Raw genomic sequence first — 22,799 nt, 5'->3', positions numbered from 1 at the left:
ATATTAACTTAGGGGCCTATATTAGTATATGACTATCGCTAGCATCTCGATGTCCGAAGCGTTGCTGGCTCGTATCGATTCCTTTGCTGACGAACATGGGTATAGCGGCCGTAGTGAGGTCGTACGCGAAGGTACACGAACGCTCCTCGAGGAGTTTCAGCGGCGAGAGATTGACGGTCAGTTACACATATGCACAGTGATAGTTATTTTCGAATACTGTCAACTCACGGTTCAACAGCGTCTCAGAGGCATACGACATGAGAACGATTCCACCGTCTCCGCGACCACTCATGCACACGTCGGAGAGCAGTACTGTATAGAACTATTCGTCTTAGAGGGGAGTGTCGAAGAGATATCAGGGTTCGTTAACACCGTTCGGTCAGTTTCCGATGTCCGAGCGGTGGACTACTCGATCACGTCACTCGCTGAGGATCTCCCCGATCATTCTATCCAGTCTTGAGTACGCCTTAGTGCTCAGCGAGGAGCATCAGTTTGACTCGACTCACTGCATCGAAATCGCGCAGTCGATACGTGATTTCTCCTATACGTTCTGCAGGTCACGGCAAAAGAGGAATTTCAAGACACCGCCACAACGGGTTCGAACCTGAACTGCGGGATGTAGGTAGTACCAGAAGCCGAACGTTGTTCCCGCGAGATTGATCGCAACGATCACTCAGGCGTACTGTCGGTTAACTGTCTCGAGTTGCCGAGGAAGTAATGCGAGGTACCAAGGAGCGTTGTCAGTCGTGACCGCTGCCATCGAGTGAGCGGGTCTGAATCGTTTCCGAATCGACGGCTATGTCCGTGAGAAGTGCCACGAGATCATCTTCTGTCACTGGCTGTACGGTCGCATCCAATCCCACATCGCGGGCCACGCGAACCGAACTCGGTGGATGCAGATTTGCTTCGTCCAACAGCACGTCGTCGTAGAACACTTCACTCGGCGTTCCCCTCCCGATGATATTGCCGTCAGCCATCACGCAGACCCGATCAGCGACCTCAGCGGCGAATTCGAGGTCGTGTGTCGAAAGGACGACGCTGATACCGTCCTCGTGGATCTGGTGGATGCGCTCTGCGACCAGTCGCGACCGCTCGGGATCGAGACCGGCGAGCGGCTCGTCGAGGACGACCACCCGCGGTTCGAGCACGAGTACACCAGCGAGACCGACGAGCCGTTTTTCGCCGCCGCTCAGGTAGTGCGGGATCCGATCTTCGAGGTGACTCGCGTCGACGGTCGTGAGCGCCTCCCTGGCACGTCCTTTCGCTTCGTCACCGGGAACGCCGTAGTTCTGGAGACCGAACATCACGTCGTCCAACACCGTGGGGGCAACCAGCTGTGTGTCGGCATCCTGGAAGACGAATCCGACTTCCTTTCGCGCGTGAGCTTTGTTCTCCTCGGTGATCGGCGTTCCATCGACGACCAGTTCGCCATCGTCAGGAACGAGCGTCGCGTTCAGATGTTCAAGCAGTGTCGATTTGCCAGCGCCGTTGCCGCCGACCAGTGCTATGACCTCGTCGGGATAGACGCTGAACTCGATGTCGTGCATCCCGACGGTCCCGTCCGGGTAGGTGTGGGCGCCACACTGGAGATAAACGAGCGGTGATTCGTCTTGGCTCATAGCCCTCCCCCGTCCATCGTGACTGCTGTGTATCCGACGATGGCGACGTATGACCCGACGACCAGGAGGAGTTCGTGGACGGGTGGCCGCGGGACGTCACCGTACAACGTGATGTCACCGTCGTAGCCGCGGGCTTCCATCGACGTGACGAGCCGTTCGGACTGCTCGATTGCCGACAACATCGTCATGCCGAGAATCCTGGCGTAGAGGCGTTTGTTCGACCAGAACTCCGAGAAGTTCGCCCCCCGGGAGAGCGCAGCCTTCACCAGGTCCTCCAACGTCTCGATTATGACGAACGTGAACCGATACGTGAGCAGTGCGATCTGATCGATCGGTCGGGGGAGCAATCGACCGAGTATGTAGGCGACATCAGTGTACGTCGTCGTCATCGACGCCGTCAGCGCGAACGTGACGACCGTCAGCGACCGGAAGCTGAGCTCTGCGAACAAGACTACGCCACCCCACGTGATCGAGAGCGCACCGAGAGGCGTCGAGAGCGCACCACCGATCGGCACCCCCGGTTCGAGAAAGGCAAGCGGACCAGCGACGGAGACGATAAACAACATCGGAAAGGCGTACCAGCCTGCCAGCCGGCCATACGGGAGGCCCGCGAGGCCATAAACGAGGAGGACTGCCCCGTACAGTCCGGACAGCAGGACGAGCCGGTCGAACACCGTAACCGCGAGGACGAGTGCGCCAACGATTCCGACTTTTGTCCATGGGTTGATGCGATGCAGTGGTCCGTCGCGACGCTCGGCAAACGCCGTGATGAGCCGTGGGTCGGGAACGTGGTTTGAGAGTGTCGTCACGATTATTGAGCCGCGCTCTCCTCTTCGTCGAGACCACTGTAGCGATCAACGTAGATATATAGTCCGATTCCGATGACGGCGAGCAGGACAACGACCCCGAGGAATTCGAGCATCATCCCACCTTTCCGAATAGGACCAGCGATGATGATTCCCCGGTTGAGGTCGATGAGTGTGCCACCGCCGTCTTGGACGCCACGTTGGAGCGTCTTTGCAGACCGCTTGGCCCACGGGAGTGCGCCGCCAGTCGACGTGAAGCCCCACAGTCCGGCGGCCAAACAGCCCGCGAACAGGCCGACAAGCCCACCATACTGCTTCCAGCGCTGCATCAGAGCATCACCCCCGCAGACTCCTCCCTAGCGTGGTCGCCGAGACCGACAAGATCGGGACGAACCGACGCGAGGAACTGGACGATGAACCCAGTCAGCATTCCTTCGATGACGGCGACGCCGAGGTTGAGCCCAACGAGTCCGGCAACTGCAATGGTCAGGTCACCACGGGGCAGTGTGCTCCCGTTCACACCACTAATGACGATGATTGCACCCATCAAGATCGCCCCAGCCGACAGGCCGAGCGTTGCGGCGCTCGCACTCGCTGGGAAGCTGTTCCAGTCCATCCGAATCAGCGTTTTGAACGCATAATACGCGACGATGGCTTCAGTGGCGTTGACCAACGTGTTCGCGCCGAGCAGACCGACAGCACCGTGACCGAGTGCCGCCGAGAAGATGTTCACGACCAGCGCGATGAGTGCTCCGAGGAGCGGACCGGCGAGGATGCCGACGAGACCTGTGAGGGTCATGTGGACGCCGCCCCACACGGGGATATTCAGCTGGAAAACCGCGAAACTCGCGGCCGTCCCGATTCCAGCGAGCGCGATCTGGTGTGTTTTGATGCCGCCTTTTCGGATCCGATAAACGACAGCGCCAATCAGCCCGACGCCGAGCAGAGTCCAGACGATCAGTGCCCACAGCGGGAACGATCCTTCTCCGAGATGAATGTGTGCCATGGCTGCTTGGTAATTCTGATGGCGAATATAATAAAGTTGCCCTCTTCAAGAACATCGATTAACAATCTTAAGGGATCTGTAGAGACAATGTTGATAGGAACGTTTCGTACCCCAACCCCTTTCACTGATTACTCTACTCCGTTACGTGCTCTACGATCTCAGTGCTCACCACATCGATCAGTATGGCCGTATATTCAGCAGAGACAGACGCATCGGTTCCTCGAACGGTCGCGATAAAGCGTGAGACATCCGCGTACTCGGCTTCGATGGCGAACGTTTCAACACAGTTTGTGTTGCCAGCGAGTTCGATTTCGAGTGCATCATATGCAAAGATAGTAATCTCGCTTCGTCCGCTGTCTCCGTGCTCTTCGGCAAACCGCTCGAGGTCGCCCCGAAGTCGTTCCACCACCACAGATATCACAATAACTATATATTAAATATCTCATATTTATGATGGAAATAGTGGTTATGAGATAGTTATTTCAATAACTATCCGGGTTCGGGCATCAACGATCAGCATCCGGTGGGCTGGTGAGTTCATCTCTGATGCGTGCAACGTAGTCGACGAAGGTATGAGCAGTCCGCTCACGTGGGCGATTCAGATCGATAGTGAGAGTTGATCGAACAGTGCCGGGGGCTGTTGCCATGACGATGATTCGATCAGCTAGCCTTACGGCTTCGTCGATGTCATGAGTGACGAATACGACGGTTTTCTCCGTCTGTGTCCAAATATCAAGCAGTTCGGTATGTAGACGGTCGCGTGTCCGAGTGTCGACGCTCGCGAACGGTTCATCCATCAACAGAATCTCCGGATCTACAGCAAGAGCGCGGGCGATACCGACGCGCTGTTTCATTCCCCCGGACAGCTCCTTCGGGTACGCGTCCTCAAACCCTTCGAGTCCGACGAGGTCGATCAGCTCCCGCACCCGCGCCGCGCAGTCCGGGCAGTCACACGTGGGACGGTCGAGGCCGAAGCGAATGTTCCCACGGACAGTCCGCCACGGGAACAGTGCGTACTCCTGAAACACCATTCCTCGATCCAGCCCAGGTTCAGTGATCGACTGCTCGTCGATCAGGATGGAGCCGCTGTCAGGATCGTCAAGCCCGGCGATCGTCCGCAACAGCGTCGTTTTTCCACACCCCGACGGACCGACAACACAGCAAAACTCTCCGTTCGCAACCGAGAACGAGACATTGGCGAGTGCGTGGACGGACTCGTACTTCTTACTGATATTCCGGACAGTGATCTTCTGTCTAGACTCTTCCGTCGTAGGTGACGTATCGCTCAGCGCCATGCGAGTATCCTCCGTTCCACGAGTCGGAAGCCGATGTCCATGCAAAGGAAGGCGAGGCTGATGAGGAACATATAGGCGACACTGGTCGCCATCGCAAGGTTGTTCGATGCGTTGATGATCTCGTATCCGACACCGGGTGCGCCGAACAGTTCCGCACCGACGACGATCATCCAGCACCGGCCAATACTCGTCCGGAAGCCCGTCAGCAATTGTGGTGCCGCACTTGGCAGCGCGACGAGCTTCAGCATCGAGAGATCACGTTCCACACCGAGCGTCGACGCGGCGTCGATCAATTCTCCCGACACGTCCTCGACACCACCATAGGCACCATAGAAGTTGATCCAGAATGCGCCGACAAAGACGATAAACGCTGCGCCGGTATGGTGAATTCCGAACCAGACGATCGCGAAGACGACCCAAGCCAAGGGTGGAATCGGACGAAGCACCCGGACGAGCGGCTGTAGCCAGTCGTCGAGGAGTTTGTTCCAGCCCATCGCTAGTCCAAGGCTGATACCCCCGGCTGCGCCGAGAAGTAACCCGGGCACGTAATGAAATAGGGTCTGTGCGAGATGAGCGAGGCCCGTCGGAAGAACAACCTCCGAACCAGCGATAGGAACGACAATCACAGTCGAGGTTGCAAACAAATCGAGGAATGCCCGTACCGAGTCTGCAGGTCCCGGTACCAGATACGACGGGTGGGTCATTGCCGCACCGATCCACCAGACGAGGAGAAACATACTGAATCCACCGACACCGCGAAGATATCGTTGTACGTCACCCTCGAATCGAGAACCGTCAACCACGGCAGTACTGGGGTCTGTATGCAAACTCATGATTGGACCGCGTCGTAGGCTTCGAAGGCGAACAGGTCCTTCGCCGCAACCGAACCGGAGATGTTTCCAACGTTCGCGACGAACTCGCCCATCGTCACCGCTTGGTCGGTGATCGAATGGGGATTCGAGAGGAAATCAGACGCACGCGACTCCATGGCAGCCTTGGCGAGGGCTTCATTCACACCAGATCCAATAATCGATGCAGCGTGACTGGCTGATGCATCCGGTGAGCCCGCTGTAAACTCGGTCGCTGCTATGTGCTGTTCTACCAGCGACCGTGAGACATCGCTCGCGTCGATAACCCGCTGATTCGCGAACAGCACCGTTACTGGATGACTCTCTAGGATAGTACCGGACCACGTGAGTTCGCCGAACCCGTCGTCTTGGTTGATGATTGTCGCAAACGGCTCTTGGATGATCGTTGCATCGATATCTCCCGACTGGATCGCCTGAACTGCCTGTGCTGGCGGAACGTTCGACTTGTGGATGACGGACTCCATCTCACCTACCCCGAGGTCTTCCTGAATCCAGTACCGTAGGACGACATCTGGGACGCTTCCATCCGGTGGTACACCAAATCGAATCTTCCGATCGTGTTCCTCCTCAAATTGCTCGAATGCGGCAGGTCCCTTCTGTTTGTACAAGTCAATAACTGAACTCGTTGCCATGATCTTAAACCCGTTCCGGGAGTTCGCTGCGAGGACGCCCGCTTCAGTGCCCTTGTCGACAAGTACCATTGCTGGAGTGATGCCGAACATTGCAACGTCGACATCACCGCTAGCGAACGCCTTCACGACGTTTGGACCAGCGCTGAAGCGCTCGACAGTGACATCAGTCGGTATGTCGTTGTAATATCCTACTTCCTCCATTACATAGTGTTGCATATTCGGATAGATCGGAACGTAGGCGACTGTGATGGAGTCAAGCGATTTTCCATCACTCCGGCCGAGACAACCGGTGAGACCCGGAGCAATGACAGCAGTTGCGCCGACATCTCGGAGCATCCTCCGTCGTGTAATATGATTCATCGGTGTTGCTAATATTGGTGTAGATTATAATAATCTCTGCGATTCAGGGGTGGGTTGTTAATATCATCTGAAATCTCCAGATGGAGAGTACTAGATGTTGATCTCAGCTACATCTACGAACCGACGATAGAATCAGTTTATGTCGGCGAGCGGTCCGAAATCATCGACAGGCAGCACCGAATAATCTATGGTGAGTGTGTCTTTTGTGGCTCGAACTTTCCCCACAAATGTGGAGATATCTTCGAGCGATCCTTCAAGGACGAATAGCTCCATACAGTGATGGCTACCGCCGTGACTATGGAAGTTCGAGGTAACGATCTCCTCGTGCTCGTGCCGGAGGCGCATCATTTTTTCCTCGACACTCGTTGTCTCGTAGTCGAATACGACCGTGACGACACCCAGTAAATCACGATCCTCGAGTTTCTTATCTTCGAACTCACCAAGCAGATTACGGCTCGCTTCACGGAGAACCTCACTCCGACCGGTGTAACCGTGGTCATCCGCAAACTGATCAATTCGTTCAAGCAACGCTTCAGGCATCGAGACGCTGACAACACTCATATAGCAATCTAGTGGTCGGGTATTATTAAACATTATTATTCTAGTTACAGTATTTGATGTTGGATAGATGGGAGTGTCTTCGATCCCGTCATAGACCCGAGAACACTGCTAAAGTAGCAGCCATCCATCAGCAGAGACAGGAACTCACGCTGTTTTTTACCGTTGCCGATTCCAACCAGTACGATTTCCACGTTTCATTTTCATGTACAGACCATCTCTAGGACCGTTTTACAGCGATAGCAGCCGTGTTTGTCGTGTGGCTATCACGATCGTAATCGTTTCTCCGAGCGGGGCACGATTGTCACAGCTACGGTATCAGTCGACAAAGTAGCCGAGATCGGTAAGTTGCTCGCGCATCGCTTCGGTGAACGCTCCGTCGACTGATTCGGATTCGGTGATCGGCGTTCCGTCGCTCTCCAACCATCGAGTTAGTTTCTTGTCGAGTCGTTGGGTAACCCCGTCATAGTGAGCGGTCACGTCCGTGTTTTCATCCGGTAACCGGATGAGTTTGGAGCTGTTGTCACCCTTCAAATATTTAAATTCGGCTGTTCGAATGACGGTAAGTGTTCCAGGGTGGTACCGTGCGACATCGAACTCAGGATTACGGTCCCGATAGATGTCGAGGAGCTTTTGACAGCGACGTGCACCCCGCTGTGTGATGGTGTGCGTTCGTATCTCGGTGCTGAGATCGATTCCCTGAAACTGACTGATATCGGAGCCGATCTCTTTGAGGAGCGTCTGCATGACGTCGATATGCTGTATCATATCCCCCTCGTAGTTTAGCGCCTCCTCCGAACCATATATAACGAGTGGAACATGGATAAGTCCATCATGCACGCCGATTCTGTGCCCGAGTAGTCCCTGTTCTCCGAATGACTCACCATGATCGGCCGTGATGACGACGATCGTATCGTCGAGATTCAGTGCTGTGGTGTAGTCGAAGAGTTCTCCGACGAGCCTGTCGGCGTATTCAATAACTCCGTCGTACAATGCTGTGAGCGTTCTCCATTCCCCTTCCGTGTACGGGCATCCCTGCGCGATGAGTTCATCGATGTGGGAATGATGATGGAGGGCGAGCTCTCCGGCTTCTTTCGGAGTGAGGCTAAGACGGTTGGCCTCTCGTTTCAGTGTCGGAAGCGGCGGGTAATACGGGTGGTGCGGGTCGCCAAAGTGCAAGTACAGAAAAAACGGTTCATTCGAGTTCGTAAACGATCGAAGCCGCCGCTTGGCCATCTCTTCCATCATATATCCCGTATTGTGCCGCCTCGTGTCGCTCGTCACCCCACCTCCATGGGTCCTGATGTTGACCAGATTTTTAAGGATAGTCGTTTTGCTCACTTCATCAAGAATAGTCGACTTATCGAGCCAGACGAAATCGTCGAACCCGCGGTTGAGGTCAGTCGCCGAACTCAAATTAGCGTTCGGAGAAATAGCAGCAGTGTGATACCCTTCCGCGCTCAGTAGTTCAGGAACGGTCTTCAGACTGGCAGGGATTCGTTCGCTGTCCATCCCTGCCCGGTGACGGGAAGGCCAGGTTCCAGTGAGAAGCGATGCGATCGACGAACGCGTCCAGATCCCGTGACTCATACACTGTGAAAACGATCGGCTGGTATCTAAGTCAGCGATGCGTCGGAGATTCGGCGTCGTGTCTCGATCGTAGCCGTGGAGCGACGTGTGGTCCGCCCGAGTACTTTCGATCGTGATCCAGATGATGTTCGTCATTGGGGGTGTTGGTGTGGCATGTTCGGTCGCCAATTCCAGACTGAGTTGCGCTGTCGTGCGCTTACGGCGCGAAGCTGAAACGACTCTTCTAATTAAGATGTGGGGCGGTTCGGCTCGTCATGAACGATCCCAGTGAGGCGTCGGCCGTCGAATAGGCCCTTGTGGCTGGTCATGTGTGAGCGAACCATCTGCCCGAGCTCGGACGTTTTCGGTCGAAGCGTTTCTCCGATCCATCCGGCGCCAAGTTCGACCATCTGTCCGAGTGCGATAGCGGTAGGCAACGGATCATCGATCGACACGAATGTGTGCTTTGGACCGACGAAGTCCCGGCAGAACGGTCCAACCGCACGGAGTTCACCTTCTGCGAGGTGGTGTTGGAGCCAGTTGAGATCGCCGTACAGCAAGCGCCGTTGGACGACATCCGTCCGATAGCTCCCGATCGCCTTTGGACGCTCGCCGCGCAACAGTCGATAGTGCAACCAGGGAAAGTCAACCCCGCTGTTTATTGCGAGTGGGAGCGATCCCCAGTACCGGCCATTAACCTCGATGAGCCGAAACTCTCCATCGGGCCGCTTCATGAACTCGACCTGTGCCGGCCCGGTCCACTCCAATCGTTCGATCAGCGACCGAGCGGACTCGAACATCCGTTGGCTTCGGACCCCATCGAGCAGTGTCGAGTTCCCACCACTCGGAGGATCAGTTCGGAGCCGTCGCTCTTGGAAGTGTGCGAGAATCTCGCCCTCGTCGGCCAAGACGACCGTGGTCTGGGTCTCGCCGGGGACGTACTCTTGGATCAACGGTGGGTACTCCTCGAACGCGTCGTTCGCCGTGTAAAACGCTTCGTAGGTCGAGCAAAGATCATCCGGCGAGTGAACGTAATGGGAGCCGTCGACGCGGCGTAACTCATGTTCCCCGTTCTCGGTCCATATGCTCTTGCTCCGTGATTTGATCACCGCCGGATACGACAGTTCATCTCGGATCCGATCGAGATCGGCCGGCGACTCCGGAGCAAACGTCGCCGGGATCGGAACATCGAGTGTTGCGGCGAGATCGAACGTGTTCGCCTTGTCATACACGAGCGAGAAGGTTTCCCAATCCTCAGTAGCGACGACCGTCCCCGTTCGTTCGAGGTCGGCTTTGTGTCGGGACAACAACGCTGTCGTCTTGTCCGTAGCTGGAACGACCGCGAAGTAGTCGTTGTCCGCTAAGTGCGTTCGAAGATGGTCGAGAAAGGCGTAGCAGTTATCGTCCGGATCTGGGTGGATGTATGCATCCGTCGCATACTTCGATATCGGCCCCAGGGCGAACCGTCTATCCGTTCCGGCGGTAACACGGACGCCGTGTCTGCCAAGCGACCGAACGATGCTGAGGGCCGCCTGCCCATTGCTGTCGAGGACGAGAACCTTCATGATTGGTTCCCCGTTTTTCCGGGGTTTTCCGCGATCACTCGCTGTCGATCATTCTCCGATACAACCTTCCCCCAGAACGCAACGTATCCCACAACACCAGTATACAGTATTGTAATTTAGAGGCTAATTCAGACGCGACATTGATATCCAAATATTAATTCCATTTGAACGTAGGACGTTGAATAAGGGAACGCTCTCGGGTAAGGAATAGTTAGTCAGTCACCACCTCCTCGACATACGGATCGACGTTGAAATGACACCAGCGTCGCAGGACAGCGATCTGCCTTCTTGGTGCAAATGAACATGTTCATAGAGCACATAGCACATAACAGCCACAGAAACAGCTACGTATTCAGGCTGATTACATTCCTACGATTGCATATGGGAATCCTCGCGCTATCGGGCGGACAACAACGGCGATCCGGTGTGTACAGGTGTCATCGGTCGTCCCTGTCCGTCGATGAGTAAGCCGATCCCGATGTCCCGCTCAAACGGAGATACCCTGTTTTTCGAACCGGAACCCACCACTGTTGCATGTGAAACGACCCGCCATCTCCAGTGTTTCTAGCGTACTTTCGGAGGTGGTAGTCCAAGAGCTTCTGCAAAAGATCTCAGCGCTTCTCCTGTAGGTCAGCCGTGACAGCGCGCCACGACACGCTATTGCTTGCGGTGGTTCGCCGAGTCGTGTTGCTTTCGTTCTGTGGTCGTTCGGGACGTTCGGTAGCGTAGTTATCAGTATCGTTAAGAAATAAGTTCGACGTTCTCACAGTCGCTTTCGAAAACGAGTGCTCGGAACTGTCCGAACCATGTTCGAGCCGGGAGCACGTTACCGTACCGTTGCTTGAGCGCAAAGAAGATGGCCTCGACCCCTGACCGTCAGTGATAACGGTCTGTCGTCGGTTTGAGATTCCGTGTGAGTTCCTGCCGCTTGACGTGGGTGTCGTGTGGCTACTTCGTCGAACAGTGAACTCCAATACGGTACTGGTTTCGCAATCTACTAACGCCGTCGTTTTGACCGATCTAAAGGTGTAGTTCGTTCGGTTTGTATACCGATGGCTGGCTGAGGTGGACAGTCGAGCGAACCCAGCCGAACCACGCTTCCCGATAGTCAGCTCTCCATCGAAGGGCACGGAATCACCGATGAACATCTCTGTCGATGTCAGATATTTTCCAAATCCAGCGAGCACTCTGAGAAGACACTGCGCCGAATAACCTAGATCGAGTATCATACCGGAATACATTATCCATATATAAAAATTTATTAAATATATGGCGTATTAGACTAGGGGTGGGTATCTGCGTTACATATATAGATCGGTCTATATCTTGCGTGCTGTGTTCTATCCAGTTTCCACCGAGCAAGCGAATGTCTATGCGTGTAAGGATCTATAGCTCAACTGTTGGTGGACTAATAATAAAACAACGAGCTGAACCGAGCCATACCCGGGAATACTCCACGGGGGTGATTTGCTATGGAGCAGACCAATCAATTACTTACACGACTTCAGCAGTGTGATTCACTTGCGATCGTCAACCACGCGAATCCGGATCCCGACTGTATCGCAAGTGCACTCGCATTGGAAGAGATCGCATCCAGCGAAGGTGTATCCAATACTAAATTATTATATTGTGGGGAAGTATCTCACCAACAGAATAGAGCGTTCATTAATTTACTCAATATTCCACTCCATCATCCATCCGCTGTTCCATCGATTTCCGAGTACTCATCGCTGGCGCTCGTCGACCATTCACAACTTGATCCGGAGTTTCCCCATCCCTCCGAATTTTCTATTGAGATCATTATCGATCATCACGCTGTGAGTGATACTTCTGATGCTGGATTCGTCGATCGACGCCCGGACTACGGTGCAACGGCGACGATCGTGATCGACTATCTCAAGGAGTTGAATCTTGATCCATCTACTACGGTTGCCTCCGCGTTGCTCTTCGCGCTCCATCGAGAGCGGCTTGATCACGCACGATCGCCGACGATACGCGAATACAATGCCGCTTCGTTCATTCACCCATATGTCGACAGCGAACTGATCGACCAACTCTACAGCGCAGCGTACACGCCCGCGACGCTCGATGCGATCAGTGAGGCGATTCGCCGCCGTGAGGTACGAGGCTCACGACTTGTGACTAGCGTCGGACGGACGACGGAGGCCGATGCGCTTCCTCAGGCAGCCGATTATCTGTTACATCTCGAAGGGGTGGACACAGTGCTTGTCGAAGGTGTTGTTGAGGATACTGTGCGACTCAGCGCCCGCTCCATCGATCCGCAGCTCCATCTCGGTGAGGTCCTCGCTGATGCGTTCGATGACGTCGGAAGCGCTGGCGGGCATCGAGATATGGCTGGGGCACAGATTCCACTCGGGATCTTCGGGGATACGCTCTCGGACGATGGGCCCCTGTACGATCTACTGTTTACCAACATCGCAGAACGGTTCTTTACTGCCTTACACCCTAATGGTGTCTAATTGATATGATTGTTGTAGTATTAGATTAGAATCATCTATACCATCTGTAATCAGTCATGAATAGACGCTGTGCGAATCGAACGTAATCGTCGTCACACGGTCGGGATCGAATGACATTACTACAGAAAAAAGTGGACAGGACTCATAATTCTTGGGGGTTGTTACTGCCATATTACGACTGCTTATCTTCCCAAGCAACCGATGCTGTTTACGATCAGTACCGCGCCGACAAACAATAATCCCATTCCGAGGACGGTGTGGAGTGACGTCGTTCATCCCTTCCCCCTATGATTGTTGCTTTTCATGTCCTACAGTAACGTACTACACCAATTCATACCACACCCACTTTATCATCATAATGGAATTAAAATATTATGATTGGTGTGGGTGATGTGTGTGGTGTACCGTTCAACCGGAGGATGGTGGGCCGATTACGAGGTATATTTTTATGAGGTGCCGTCGTTGTAGTAGAACGAGATTGCAATGAGGAGAGGTAGCATCCAACAACTGTTTCCGGCAGTGAACGAGGACGCCGAACGTCTCCAAGGTGTAGACGCCCAACACGCCAATTTCTCCGCAGGACAGGCACTCGCCGAGACGATTCGGACCACACTCGGGCCGAAGAGTATGGACAAGATGCTACTCACTTCGGACGGGAAGATTGTCGTCACGAATGATGGAGCGAGTATTCTTGACCGGATGGATATCGATCATCCGATCGCTGAGATGGTAGTTCGTGTGGCCGAAACTCAGGAGGACGCGATGGGCGATGGAACCACGACTGCTGTACTCTTGACGGGCGAACTACTTGGGAATGCAGCAGATCTCATCGAACAGGGGCTTCATCCCACCACTATCTCTGATGGCTATCACTTGGCAACCAAGCGCGCGTGTGAAACCCTGCGGCAAGCCACGATCGGAATTGACGCTGATGATCCCGACCAGCTCCGAGAGATCGCTCAGACAGTCATTACGGGCAAGTGGGACGATCACGATGCCCGGTTTCTCGCCGACCTCGCTGTCAGAGCGGTGCAGGCGATCGAGCGTGATGGGATCGTCGATCGTCGGAACATCACCCAACAGGCCGTCGCCGGCGGCAGTTCTCGCGATTCAGAAGTCATCGATGGACTGGTGATCGATACGGAGCGTTCCTCGACATCTATGGTGTCGCCAGACACAGCGTTTCCACAACGAATCGAAGACGCTACGATTGCGCTCATCGATTCCCAACTGACAGTCGAGACAGCCACTGGACTCGGGACGGTCAGCTTCGATGATCCCGAACGACGCTCGGCGTTGCTCGAATACGAGGATCAGGTGTACGAGGAGTGTGTCACAACGATTGAAGACGCTGGCACGGATGTCGTGTTCTGTCAGAAGAGCATTGACGATCCGATCCGGCATCTCCTCGCACGTGAGAACGTCCTCGCGGTCGAGCGAACGCGGAAGGACGAACTGCTCAAACTCGGGCGCGCAACCGGCGCCCGGCATGTGGGGTCGATCGACCTTCTCACCACCGCCGACACCGGCTTCGCGGAGGTCGTTGAGCGTCGACAGGTCGGCGATCTGGAGCTGGTGATCGTTACAGGTGGCCCAGATTCCAAGCAGGTCTCGCTTCTCCTCCGTGGGGGGACTGAACACGTTACTACCGAGATGAAGCGGATTCTTGAGGATTGCATCGCCGCGCTCGAATTGGCTATAGAACATAGAGAGGTACTTCCCGGCGGTGGTGCGACCGAGGCCATGCTTGCAGCAGACCTCCGCGATTACGCCGCGGGTGTCAGAGGGCGAACACAGTTGGCCGTTATGGCATTCGCTGACGCACTCGAGACCATCCCCCGAACGCTCGCGAAAAACGCCGGGATGGATCCGATCGACAGTCTCGTCGATCTCCGTACCCGACAGCACGCAGGCGACCACACCGCTGGACTCGATGTCTTAATGGGAGACGTTCGGAATATGATTACTGCAGGAGTGCTGGAGCCACTAGCGATCAAACAGCGTGCGGTCACAAACGCTCAGGAGGCTTCGAACGTAATTATAAGGATTGATGATATTATTGCGGCGTCGTCAGATCGTGACATCGATGAGGAACACGAGCACGATTCCGATACTGTTCACACATCAACGGACGGGTATCCGTGGGCGATCGGACATTCGATGGGCGGGCATGGACACGGGCACTAGCTACGCTCGGTCTCGTCGTCTTCTCGGCTTGCCCGAGTATGCTCGTCTCAGAACGTATGATCATCGGGTCTGAGGGGGACCAGAAAAGACATTCACGAGACGAACGTACATCGGGTGGTCGAAATGGGCACGAACGATCCTACTGATGAGAGCGGGCGCGAAGCACTTTCGCCCGCGACACTCACAAAGCGTATCGGAAACGCCTCGATAGGGGACGAGTTGCTGTTCAACGATCACGACGAACCACTGGAGATCGTAGACACCGATCGCTACTCCGTCACGGTTGTTGACTCACGGGGCAACAGGTACACGATATCGCAGAACCTTCAAAGCGGAGAGTGGAACGTCCATCAACGTCTCTGGTGGATGCAAGTGAGGGCCAGCGAGTAATCCCGCGAGAGCGGGCACTACGACGGACTGTTGACTCATACACCAGCTATGTCGACCATCAGCCACACTGCCGTTCTCCGCCGATCGGAACGGTTCCAAGAAAGCGTAGGGGGAGAGGTCCGCTGATGTGTACAATCGCTCGCTTACGATGTCTTGGCGACGCTGCCACGATCCGCGACGCCGGCTTCGTCAGTGAGTGTGTCTGGATCGATGTCGATATCGAAGGCTTCCTGTGGAACCGACACAGTGACACAGGTGTTCGGGAGATCGACAATACCCGCGATTCGGCTTTCGACGGGCAGCGTGCTCAGCAGGAAGTACCCCTGCTCGCGCGTGTATCCGAAGTTCGTTAGATAGTCGATGGCATCGAGACAGGCGCGCCGGAGACCAACGTTGGCGTTCTTGTAGTGCTGTGTACCGTCCTCATCGACGGAATAGCCTTCGAATACGATGTACTCTGAGAAGTGAGGATCCTGGTAGCCCGGCTTGAACATGGCGTAGTCGGTTCCCATCCTCTCGACACCATTCTTAATGAGATCAACCTGAAGATCGAGGAAGCCAGCCATTTCGATGGCACCACAGAACGTGATCTCGCCGTCACCTTGCGAGAAGTGTAGATCGCCAACGATGAAGTTAGCTCCCTCAACGAACACTGGGATGTAGACTCGTGAGCCACGGCTCAGGTTTTTGATGTCACAGTTCCCAGCGTTCTCACGCGGTGGAATCGTTCGGGCGGCTTTTTCGGCGGCATCTTCCACCTCATCCTCGGACATGTCACCCAAGAGGACTTCGTTGGGCTCGGGTGGAAGAGCGAGCGGGGGCTGATCCTCGCGGGTCTCGTGGTTCACGCCCGTCTCCGCCTCGGGTCCCCGGTTGATGAGCGCCTGTTCGCGCTCGTTCCACTCATCGAGAAGTTCGTGTGACGGCGCAGTCCCGATGATCCCTGGGTGGGCGAGTCCTGGGAACCGGACGTCGTCGATGTGTCTGGACGATGCGTAGACGCCATCGAAGTCCCAGATGACTTTTCGGGCTTCGGGAAAATGATCAGTCAAAAATCCACCACCATTCTCCAAGTCGAAGATACCTGTAAAACCCCATTCGTTGTCGGGGAACGGACCGAGATCGAGAATGTCGACCACCAGTACGTCGCCTGGTTCGGCCCCTTTGACCTCAATCGGTCCGCTCAAGTGGTGGTTCGGATCGAGACGCATGTCTCGAATGTCGTTCGCACTGTCATCGTTGTGCACTTGATTCCCCGTCCAGTCTAGCTGTTCCACCCTGAACGTCTCTCCCGGCTCTACGCTCGCGGCTGGTGGCACATCAGGATGCCAGCGGTTGACGATCGGATCGGGTTGTTCGTCGATATCTGCATCGACGTCGACCTCAAATACTGTTTCTGGCATGATGCATGCTCACATACAACTCAGACGCAGTTATAGATAGTTGTAAATATTCACTTGATCATAGAAAGAATAAATAATAGACAGGGGGTAGAAAGTGGACGATTCGGATGCGGGAAATTTTCTTTTCTGATCCAGACCGACTACAACTTTGGCCCCACCCGATCGCGCTCATACCGTGGTGATCACCACCAGGCAAGCACAGCCACTGGCCGTAGAGACCCGACTCTTCCAAAGCTCTGTCGTTGTTGTGAGGGAATGAGAACGAACGTGTCTGTCTGCGCCCGAACGACCACAGCAAGCGCATAACTACTACGGCAGCACCGACCACACGTAGGAGTGTGTGAACTGTGATAGGTACCCCTGGATAACTGCTCGGCCACCTCCGAAATTGGTGTGTCCAACGGGCTCATTAGCTAGTAATCGTTTACCAGCTTACGTTCGACATCATCAGTGCTACTGACGGCTCTGCCATGATGAATGACGTAAAGCTTCCTCTACTTCGGCAGTGAACCGCCTAGCGTCCCTGTACAGAGGCAGTAGTACAGAAATTTCAAGAATTCTGGTTACCTCTCATCTACTGGCTGATGCTCTAACAACAGCCATGTTTAAAAAGCACAATGCTTTCCATTACACACATACGTTTGTAATGACTTATTCGCGAATTAGTAGCGTTTGCCTATGCGACACTGGATCGTTTCAATGATCAATAGTCCATGGATAGCCATCTGTAGACGGTGTTTTCCGACAAGGTACGATAAAAAATTATAATATACTACAAGCTGTTGATACAGATAATAGCTATGGATAAAGGATGGGAGGTAACACAACATGGCGTTGTATGACGTTCTTGGTATGGGACTTCTCTTTGTTGGTGGTGTTCTCATCGTGAATGGAATTTGGTTACTTGGCCGTGGTGACGGTTCCGATGTTGCCATATTTAATCTCCTTACTGGACTCATCACATTTGCAATCGTAATTTGGTGGGGATTTGGAGGAGAAGCTTCAGCAGGAACACCGTTCCAAGCAGCAGGGACGATGCTCTTTTCGTTCACGTATCTCTGGCTTGGGGTAAACGCATATCGGGGAATCGAAGATCAACGGTCGTTCGGTTGGTACTGTGCCTTCGTCGCTGTCGTGGCTGTACCAACGGGTTTCCTCGTCTTACAGGATGGAGATGTCGGGCTTGCAGTTCTGTGGTGGATCTGGGCCGTCCTGTGGACAACGTTCTTCATCCTTCTCGGACTAGAACGTACCGAATACACCGGATCGATCGGCGGATTCACAACAATTGTCGGAACAGTAACCGCCGCTGCTGGTTACCTCATGGCCGCTGGATTTTGGCCATGGGCCTGAATTACAGGAATGTTATCGATATATTATATCATTTTTATACTTTGTTTATAAAATTAAATAGATATTATTGTACATAACTATTAAGATTGGAGGTCCCAAATGTATACGCGGAGTCCATTGATTGGTGATAACTATGCCCGAAGTAACATTCGAAGTTGACGTGGACAGTTCGCCCGATGAGCAACCCGGTTCCAACCCCTTCAATCGGTGGCATCCGGATATTCCTGCTGTCGTTGAGGCCGACCCAGGGGAGACCATGCGTCTCGAAGCGCTTGACTGGACCGGCGGGCAGATTCGGGACAACGACAACGCAAACGAGATTCGTGACGTGGATCTCACACAGGTCCACTACCTCGCTGGACCAGTCCATGTGAACGGTGCCGAACCTGGTGACTTGCTGAAGGTCGAGTTCCTCGATATGGGGCCGCTCAACGACCGTTGGGAATTCGGATTCACAGGCACGTTTTCGCAACAGAACGGCGGTGGATTCCTCACCGATCATTTTCCCAATGCAGCGAAGTCGATCTGGGACCTCGAGGGATACACTGTCTCGTCCCGGCATATTCCGGATGTCCGTTATCAAGGAAAGATCCATCCTGGATTGGCTGGATGTGCTCCGGATCAGGAACTCCTCGAGGAGTGGAACGAGCGCGAGCAGAAACTCATCGACAAACACGAAAAAGATCCTGAATCGACCCACGATCATCCGACCGGCGAAGCAGAACCACCAGTTGCGAATCCCCCGACGAAGGAAGGCGCTCTGATGGGGGAAATGGACGCAGATGATGCTGAAGCGGCTGCAGAGGAAGCAGCACGGACCGTTCCTCCCCGTGAACACGGAGGAAACCACGACATCAAGGACCTCTCTATTGGGTCCACGGTGTACTTTCCGGTCTACGTGGAGGGCGCAAAGTTCGGAATTGGGGATTTCCACGCGTCTCAAGGTGATGGAGAAATCTCGTTCTGTGGCGCTATCGAGATGGCTGCATACATCGATGTCGAGTTCGATGTGGTCAAAGACGGCATGAACAAGTACGGCGTCGATCACCCAATATTCGAGCCGGGGAATCGAGGGCCGACGTTCGAAGACTATGTCACTTTCTGTGGATATTCGGTAACAGAGGACGGAGAACAACACTATATCGACTCGCACACTGCTTATCGGCGCGCCTCGCTTCAAGCGATCGATTATCTGAAGAAGTTCGGATATACCGGCCAGCAGGCCTACCACCTCTTGAGCACGGTTCCCATCGAGGGGCGACAGAGCGGGGTCGTTGATGTTCCTAATGCCTGCTCAACCCTCGCGCTTCCGAAAGGAGTGTTCGATTTCGATATCTCCCCGGAAAGTCTCGGCGAGCACGAGGACCGCGGCAACATCAGTATTACAGATGACCCGCTTGGATGATGCCGTCCGAACGATTGGGAGAAGCAATCTTGTTACGTTCCAATTAGCCAACCACACGTATTGACTGTTAACGAGAGGGGCTGTTCAATGATTTCCGGTCCCCCGGCTGTCATGCCACGCTGGCGAACGTCGTCTACCACGCTCGGTTTGTCGTCGATTTTGGTCGTTGCAATCTCATTCGCATTCTGCTAGCGTGTGAGCAGGTAGTCAGCCAGCGCTCGGTACTGGTGCCTGTCGTTTTAGGCCTCGTACAATCGCTCGATGTGTATGGTATCCGTCTGCAACGGCCTTTCCGACGATGTTGCGGGCGGCTTACACCTCGCAGATGAAGGTTTAGACGCTCCGAGGAAATATGCTAGAGAAACCTTCCCTCGATGGCATAGCCGAACGGCGGACGACCGATTCGCTTGCTGTCAACAGTAGCAACACCAATGCCGACCTAGACGGGCGAGTGAACTATCTTCCGCTCGGCGTTGTTAAACTCCATCATTATACGCAGACGATCATATGTATATTTATATAGATGTATAGATAAAAGCGTATTCACTATCTCTTCTCGGGCGATTCTGAACCTCGCTGAAGAACTGGATCGGGACCGGAACGTGATTTCCCTCGAATCACTCATGGCTGGCTGCTCAGTTATCCGTGTTAAGATTCCCTCTGTGAAGATTATCAGATAGTATATGGTAAATATTCATTCAACTATGGCATGAAAATGAATTTCACCTGTGATAAGCGCTATTGAATTCTGGTAAAACAGGCGTGAGATTGTCGTCGATAGAGTTATTCTTCTTCTTTGCTAGTAGACACACGGGAGTTACCCGTGCTATCTTACTACCAAAGAGCGCACCGCAAACGGGACAAGGGAGGATTTGACTGGGGCATCCCCATCACTATCGTGCCCTTGCGTTTGTATCATTTCAACCAGATCGTCGTAACGGCGACTGTGGGGTGAATCAATCAGATGAGTCAGACCGAGATATCCACGCTAACGCAGCCAGTCAGTGAACGCGATCACATTCGTGGATCAAACGATGCGCCGGTAACACTCGTACAGTACAGTGATTATGAATGTCCCTTCTGTGGCGACATCTATCCCATTGTACGGCGGATTCAGAATCAAGTCGGGACTCGACTCCGATTCGTGTTTCGGAATTTCCCGCTTACAGAGCAACATTCGTACGCTCAACAGGCGGCTGAAGCGGCCGAGGCTGCTAGCGCACAGGATCGGTTCTGGGATATGCACGATCTCCTCTATCTGAATCAAGGCGCACTCGCTCGAGATGATCTCATTGGTTATGCTGCAGACCTCGATTTGGATACCGCTCGGTTCACAGAGGAACTCGATTCCGGAACGTACACCCAACGAGTCAGGGATGACTTTCTAAGTGGAATCCATAGTGGTGTGAACGGTTCACCAACGTTCTATATCAACGGTAAACGCTACGATGGCCCACTCGAATTCGATTCCCTGCTCGCTGCGATCGCTGATGCGGGGAATTTCATGGACATCAAGCGCTCGATGCAACCGGAGGATCGAGAACTTCGAGAGACTATCGATCGCTCCCGTCGAGGCGCCCCAGCCGCCGGTGAAGCCGTTCGTGATAGGTTTTCAGCCGATGAAATCTTCCAACGAGTAACAGCAACTGCGGATGACGAGGTCGAACGAAGCACACGACTATTGTTCTTCAGTGGACTCGCTGCGGGTCTCAGTATCGGGGCAACGTTTCTTGCACGCTCGGCCATGACCGCGGCGAACCCAGCAGATCCAACCGTGATGGGGAACCTGCTCTATCCGCTCGGATTTGTAATCATCGTTCTCGGGAGCTATCAGCTGTTCACGGAAAATACACTTACCCCTGTAACGCTTGTCCTAACACGGCTTGCGAGTATTCCCCAACTTCTTCGACTTTGGACGATTGTTCTCGTTGCGAACGTTATTGGTGCAGGAATAATGGCGTATCTTCTCGCTACGACGAGCATCCTTGATCCAGTTGCTACCGAGACAGCCCATCAGTTCGGTGAACACGCACTGAGTGTTTCGTGGTCAGGGCTCTTCTACAAGGGGGTATTCGCTGGTGGACTCGTCGCAACGATGGTGTGGTTAGTCCATGCAGCACGAGATACCCTCTCTCGGCTTCTTATTGTCTATGGAATCATGTTTACGATTCCAGCAGCGGATCTGTTTCACTGTGTTGTTGGCGCCTGCGAAGTGCTCTTTCTCGCATTCACCGGCACAGCAGGCTTCTCGACCGTCTTTTTCGAGTTTTTCGTTCCGGTCGTCCTCGGAAACACTGTTGGAGGCGTCGTGTTCGTCGCACTTGTAAACTTCAGTATGACTGAAAACCGACGCTTCCCCGAACGGGACCGACGGAGACTCGAACTTCCATGGTCCGAGTGGCTGTTTGGAACCCGTCTGTGGGAGTTATTTAGGACGAGAGTGCGGGCAGACTCTTCTACTACCGCTACACCAACCACTGCCACGGATAGCTGTAGCGTATCCATTGATGATCAAAAGAAAGACACCACTGACTGAACGGTGGTATTACCGTTCAAAACGTCGGCGGTAGCCATTCTACAACAATGGCTATACACGGCGCTATCGAAGCCATCATCAGTACTCGTATGCAGCTAGAAGTATATAAACGGGATTTCACTAGGTGTGGTCCAATCGATCGTGCTGCCCCCCGACAGACGGAGGAAATCGTTGCGGTTGGATCGGAGGCACCCAAATTCACCCTGTATTCGACACCGGAACAGAGAATTTCGTTGCACGATTTCCGCGGTCAGCCCGTGATTCTCGCGTTCTATCCCGCGGACTGGAGTCCCGTGTGTGGCGATCAGATGGCGCTGTACAACGAGATGCTCTCGGAATTTCGGCGCTACGACGCGCAACTGCTGGGAATCTCTGTCGATAGCGTGTGGTCTCACACCGCATTTGCGGATGACCGAAACCTTCAGTTTCCCCTGTTGGCCGATTTCGAACCCAAAGGTGCAGTGGCGAGATCCTATGGCGTCTATCGATCAGATGATGGAACTGCCGAGCGTGCCCTTTTCGTGATCGATAGTGCCGGCGTGATCCGCTGGTCTCACGTCTCGTCCGTCGATGTAAATCCGGGTGCAGATGGAATCCTCGATGCCCTAAAACGGCTCGAGAAATGAATGGGTGGATAATTTTAGATTATTTAAAACGAAGTAGCCCAATCCAGTGCCGCCACTCACCTGTTGGGCGAGTACGGGAGGATCTGGCGTTAGTCAGGCGAATCGAGACCGTACCATACTTCTCCACGGTTAGAATGCGG

The 22,799-nt window shown here is 54.0% G+C and carries 20 protein-coding genes and 1 pseudogene; 8 read left to right on the top strand and 13 right to left on the bottom strand.

The window, feature by feature from the left end:
* Positions 1 to 28 precede the first annotated feature (28 nt).
* Positions 29 to 460 carry a CopG family ribbon-helix-helix protein gene (locus MW046_RS16905; RefSeq protein WP_247995365.1) on the top strand — a complete coding sequence of 144 codons (432 nt, stop codon included), beginning with the start codon at positions 29 to 31 and terminating at the stop codon, positions 458 to 460.
* A 7-nt stretch (positions 461 to 467) separates the two neighbouring features.
* Here MW046_RS16905 and MW046_RS19645 read toward each other — a convergent pair.
* The 12 genes and pseudogenes from MW046_RS19645 to MW046_RS16850 form a co-directional block, all read right to left on the bottom strand.
* Positions 468 to 580: pseudogene (locus MW046_RS19645) on the bottom strand (CopG family ribbon-helix-helix protein); the annotation flags it as partial.
* Positions 581 to 740: 160 nt separating this feature from the next.
* Positions 741 to 1,619, bottom strand: coding sequence for an energy-coupling factor ABC transporter ATP-binding protein (locus MW046_RS16900; protein ID WP_247995364.1), 879 nt, complete (start codon positions 1,617 to 1,619; stop codon positions 741 to 743).
* Positions 1,616 to 2,428 carry an energy-coupling factor transporter transmembrane component T family protein gene (locus MW046_RS16895; RefSeq protein ID WP_247995363.1) on the bottom strand — a complete coding sequence of 271 codons (813 nt, stop codon included), beginning with the start codon at positions 2,426 to 2,428 and terminating at the stop codon, positions 1,616 to 1,618. Before MW046_RS16895 ends, MW046_RS16900 begins: the two co-directional genes overlap by 4 nt.
* A gap of 2 nt (positions 2,429 to 2,430) precedes the next feature.
* Entirely contained in the window at positions 2,431 to 2,754 is a 324-nt protein-coding gene (locus MW046_RS16890; protein ID WP_247995362.1) for a cobalamin transport operon protein, read from the bottom strand.
* Entirely contained in the window at positions 2,754 to 3,431 is a 678-nt protein-coding gene (locus MW046_RS16885; protein ID WP_247995361.1) for an energy-coupling factor ABC transporter permease, read from the bottom strand. The genes MW046_RS16890 and MW046_RS16885 overlap by 1 nt, the downstream gene beginning before the upstream one ends.
* A 133-nt stretch (positions 3,432 to 3,564) precedes the next feature.
* The gene (locus MW046_RS16880; RefSeq protein ID WP_247995360.1) at positions 3,565 to 3,840 is read right to left on the bottom strand and encodes a hypothetical protein; all 276 of its coding nucleotides are present in this window, start codon (positions 3,838 to 3,840) and stop codon (positions 3,565 to 3,567) included.
* A gap of 97 nt (positions 3,841 to 3,937) precedes the next feature.
* Entirely contained in the window at positions 3,938 to 4,726 is a 789-nt protein-coding gene (locus MW046_RS16875) for an ABC transporter ATP-binding protein (RefSeq protein WP_247995359.1), read from the bottom strand.
* The gene (locus MW046_RS16870) at positions 4,717 to 5,559 is read right to left on the bottom strand and encodes an ABC transporter permease (protein WP_247995358.1); all 843 of its coding nucleotides are present in this window, start codon (positions 5,557 to 5,559) and stop codon (positions 4,717 to 4,719) included. The genes MW046_RS16875 and MW046_RS16870 overlap by 10 nt, the downstream gene beginning before the upstream one ends.
* A complete protein-coding gene (locus tag MW046_RS16865) occupies positions 5,556 to 6,587 on the bottom strand; it encodes an ABC transporter substrate-binding protein (protein WP_247995357.1) in 1,032 nt (343 codons plus the stop codon). Before MW046_RS16865 ends, MW046_RS16870 begins: the two co-directional genes overlap by 4 nt.
* A 132-nt stretch (positions 6,588 to 6,719) precedes the next feature.
* Positions 6,720 to 7,148 (bottom strand): CopG family ribbon-helix-helix protein, encoded by a 429-nt coding sequence (locus tag MW046_RS16860; protein ID WP_247995356.1) that lies wholly within the window; start codon positions 7,146 to 7,148, stop codon positions 6,720 to 6,722.
* Positions 7,149 to 7,463: 315 nt separating this feature from the next.
* Complete coding sequence (locus MW046_RS16855; protein WP_247995355.1) at positions 7,464 to 8,870, bottom strand: sulfatase; 1,407 nt, start codon at positions 8,868 to 8,870, stop codon at positions 7,464 to 7,466.
* A gap of 92 nt (positions 8,871 to 8,962) precedes the next feature.
* On the bottom strand, positions 8,963 to 10,279 hold the full coding sequence (locus tag MW046_RS16850; protein WP_247995354.1) for a carboxylate--amine ligase: 1,317 nt from the start codon (positions 10,277 to 10,279) through the stop codon (positions 8,963 to 8,965).
* A 1,472-nt stretch (positions 10,280 to 11,751) separates the two neighbouring features.
* On the opposite strand from MW046_RS16850, the gene MW046_RS16840 reads away from it, so the two are divergent.
* From MW046_RS16840 to MW046_RS16830, 3 genes are all read left to right on the top strand, one after another.
* Positions 11,752 to 12,759 carry a DHH family phosphoesterase gene (locus MW046_RS16840; protein WP_247995353.1) on the top strand — a complete coding sequence of 336 codons (1,008 nt, stop codon included), beginning with the start codon at positions 11,752 to 11,754 and terminating at the stop codon, positions 12,757 to 12,759.
* A gap of 483 nt (positions 12,760 to 13,242) precedes the next feature.
* On the top strand, positions 13,243 to 14,946 hold the full coding sequence (thsA, locus tag MW046_RS16835) for a thermosome subunit alpha (RefSeq protein ID WP_247995352.1): 1,704 nt from the start codon (positions 13,243 to 13,245) through the stop codon (positions 14,944 to 14,946).
* A gap of 123 nt (positions 14,947 to 15,069) precedes the next feature.
* Complete coding sequence (locus tag MW046_RS16830) at positions 15,070 to 15,336, top strand: hypothetical protein (RefSeq protein WP_247995351.1); 267 nt, start codon at positions 15,070 to 15,072, stop codon at positions 15,334 to 15,336.
* 143 nt (positions 15,337 to 15,479) lie between these two features.
* Here MW046_RS16830 and fmdA (MW046_RS16825) read toward each other — a convergent pair whose 3' ends face one another.
* Positions 15,480 to 16,739, bottom strand: coding sequence for a formamidase (gene fmdA, locus MW046_RS16825; RefSeq protein ID WP_247995350.1), 1,260 nt, complete (start codon positions 16,737 to 16,739; stop codon positions 15,480 to 15,482).
* 828 nt (positions 16,740 to 17,567) lie between these two features.
* Between fmdA (MW046_RS16825) and MW046_RS16820 the strand changes: the two genes are divergently transcribed.
* The 4 genes from MW046_RS16820 to MW046_RS16805 all read left to right on the top strand — a co-directional run bounded on the left by MW046_RS16820 (position 17,568) and on the right by MW046_RS16805 (position 22,659).
* Positions 17,568 to 18,092: an AmiS/UreI family transporter gene (locus tag MW046_RS16820; protein ID WP_247995349.1), complete on the top strand. Its 525-nt coding sequence runs from the start codon at positions 17,568 to 17,570 to the stop codon at positions 18,090 to 18,092.
* A gap of 133 nt (positions 18,093 to 18,225) precedes the next feature.
* The gene (fmdA, locus tag MW046_RS16815) at positions 18,226 to 19,497 is read left to right on the top strand and encodes a formamidase (RefSeq protein WP_247995348.1); all 1,272 of its coding nucleotides are present in this window, start codon (positions 18,226 to 18,228) and stop codon (positions 19,495 to 19,497) included.
* Positions 19,498 to 20,461: 964 nt separating this feature from the next.
* Complete coding sequence (locus tag MW046_RS16810) at positions 20,462 to 22,033, top strand: formate/nitrite transporter family protein (RefSeq protein WP_247995347.1); 1,572 nt, start codon at positions 20,462 to 20,464, stop codon at positions 22,031 to 22,033.
* 89 nt (positions 22,034 to 22,122) lie between these two features.
* Complete coding sequence (locus MW046_RS16805) at positions 22,123 to 22,659, top strand: redoxin domain-containing protein (RefSeq protein ID WP_247995346.1); 537 nt, start codon at positions 22,123 to 22,125, stop codon at positions 22,657 to 22,659.
* Positions 22,660 to 22,799: the final 140 nt, after the last annotated feature.

The organism is Halocatena salina, from assembly GCF_023115355.1.
Lineage (GTDB): Archaea > Halobacteriota > Halobacteria > Halobacteriales > Haloarculaceae > Halocatena > Halocatena salina.
This window is presented reverse-complemented; position numbering and strand designations above follow the sequence as displayed.

What these genes read in the sequence shown, in the direction of transcription:
- MW046_RS16905 (WP_247995365.1), top strand. Translation starts at nt 29, where the DNA reads ATGACTATCGCTAGCATCTCGATGTCCGAAGCGTTGCTGGCTCGTATC.
- MW046_RS16900 (WP_247995364.1), bottom strand. Translation starts at nt 1,619, where the DNA reads ATGAGCCAAGACGAATCACCGCTCGTTTATCTCCAGTGTGGCGCCCAC.
- MW046_RS16890 (WP_247995362.1), bottom strand. Translation starts at nt 2,754, where the DNA reads ATGCAGCGCTGGAAGCAGTATGGTGGGCTTGTCGGCCTGTTCGCGGGC.
- MW046_RS16885 (WP_247995361.1), bottom strand. Translation starts at nt 3,431, where the DNA reads ATGGCACACATTCATCTCGGAGAAGGATCGTTCCCGCTGTGGGCACTG.
- MW046_RS16875 (WP_247995359.1), bottom strand. Translation starts at nt 4,726, where the DNA reads ATGGCGCTGAGCGATACGTCACCTACGACGGAAGAGTCTAGACAGAAG.
- MW046_RS16870 (WP_247995358.1), bottom strand. Translation starts at nt 5,559, where the DNA reads ATGAGTTTGCATACAGACCCCAGTACTGCCGTGGTTGACGGTTCTCGA.
- MW046_RS16865 (WP_247995357.1), bottom strand. Translation starts at nt 6,587, where the DNA reads ATGAATCATATTACACGACGGAGGATGCTCCGAGATGTCGGCGCAACT.
- MW046_RS16860 (WP_247995356.1), bottom strand. Translation starts at nt 7,148, where the DNA reads ATGAGTGTTGTCAGCGTCTCGATGCCTGAAGCGTTGCTTGAACGAATT.
- MW046_RS16855 (WP_247995355.1), bottom strand. Translation starts at nt 8,870, where the DNA reads ATGACGAACATCATCTGGATCACGATCGAAAGTACTCGGGCGGACCAC.
- MW046_RS16850 (WP_247995354.1), bottom strand. Translation starts at nt 10,279, where the DNA reads ATGAAGGTTCTCGTCCTCGACAGCAATGGGCAGGCGGCCCTCAGCATC.
- MW046_RS16840 (WP_247995353.1), top strand. Translation starts at nt 11,752, where the DNA reads ATGGAGCAGACCAATCAATTACTTACACGACTTCAGCAGTGTGATTCA.
- thsA (WP_247995352.1), top strand. Translation starts at nt 13,243, where the DNA reads ATGAGGAGAGGTAGCATCCAACAACTGTTTCCGGCAGTGAACGAGGAC.
- MW046_RS16830 (WP_247995351.1), top strand. Translation starts at nt 15,070, where the DNA reads ATGGGCACGAACGATCCTACTGATGAGAGCGGGCGCGAAGCACTTTCG.
- fmdA (WP_247995350.1), bottom strand. Translation starts at nt 16,739, where the DNA reads ATGCCAGAAACAGTATTTGAGGTCGACGTCGATGCAGATATCGACGAA.
- MW046_RS16820 (WP_247995349.1), top strand. Translation starts at nt 17,568, where the DNA reads ATGGCGTTGTATGACGTTCTTGGTATGGGACTTCTCTTTGTTGGTGGT.
- fmdA (WP_247995348.1), top strand. Translation starts at nt 18,226, where the DNA reads ATGCCCGAAGTAACATTCGAAGTTGACGTGGACAGTTCGCCCGATGAG.
- MW046_RS16810 (WP_247995347.1), top strand. Translation starts at nt 20,462, where the DNA reads ATGAGTCAGACCGAGATATCCACGCTAACGCAGCCAGTCAGTGAACGC.
- MW046_RS16805 (WP_247995346.1), top strand. Translation starts at nt 22,123, where the DNA reads ATGCAGCTAGAAGTATATAAACGGGATTTCACTAGGTGTGGTCCAATC.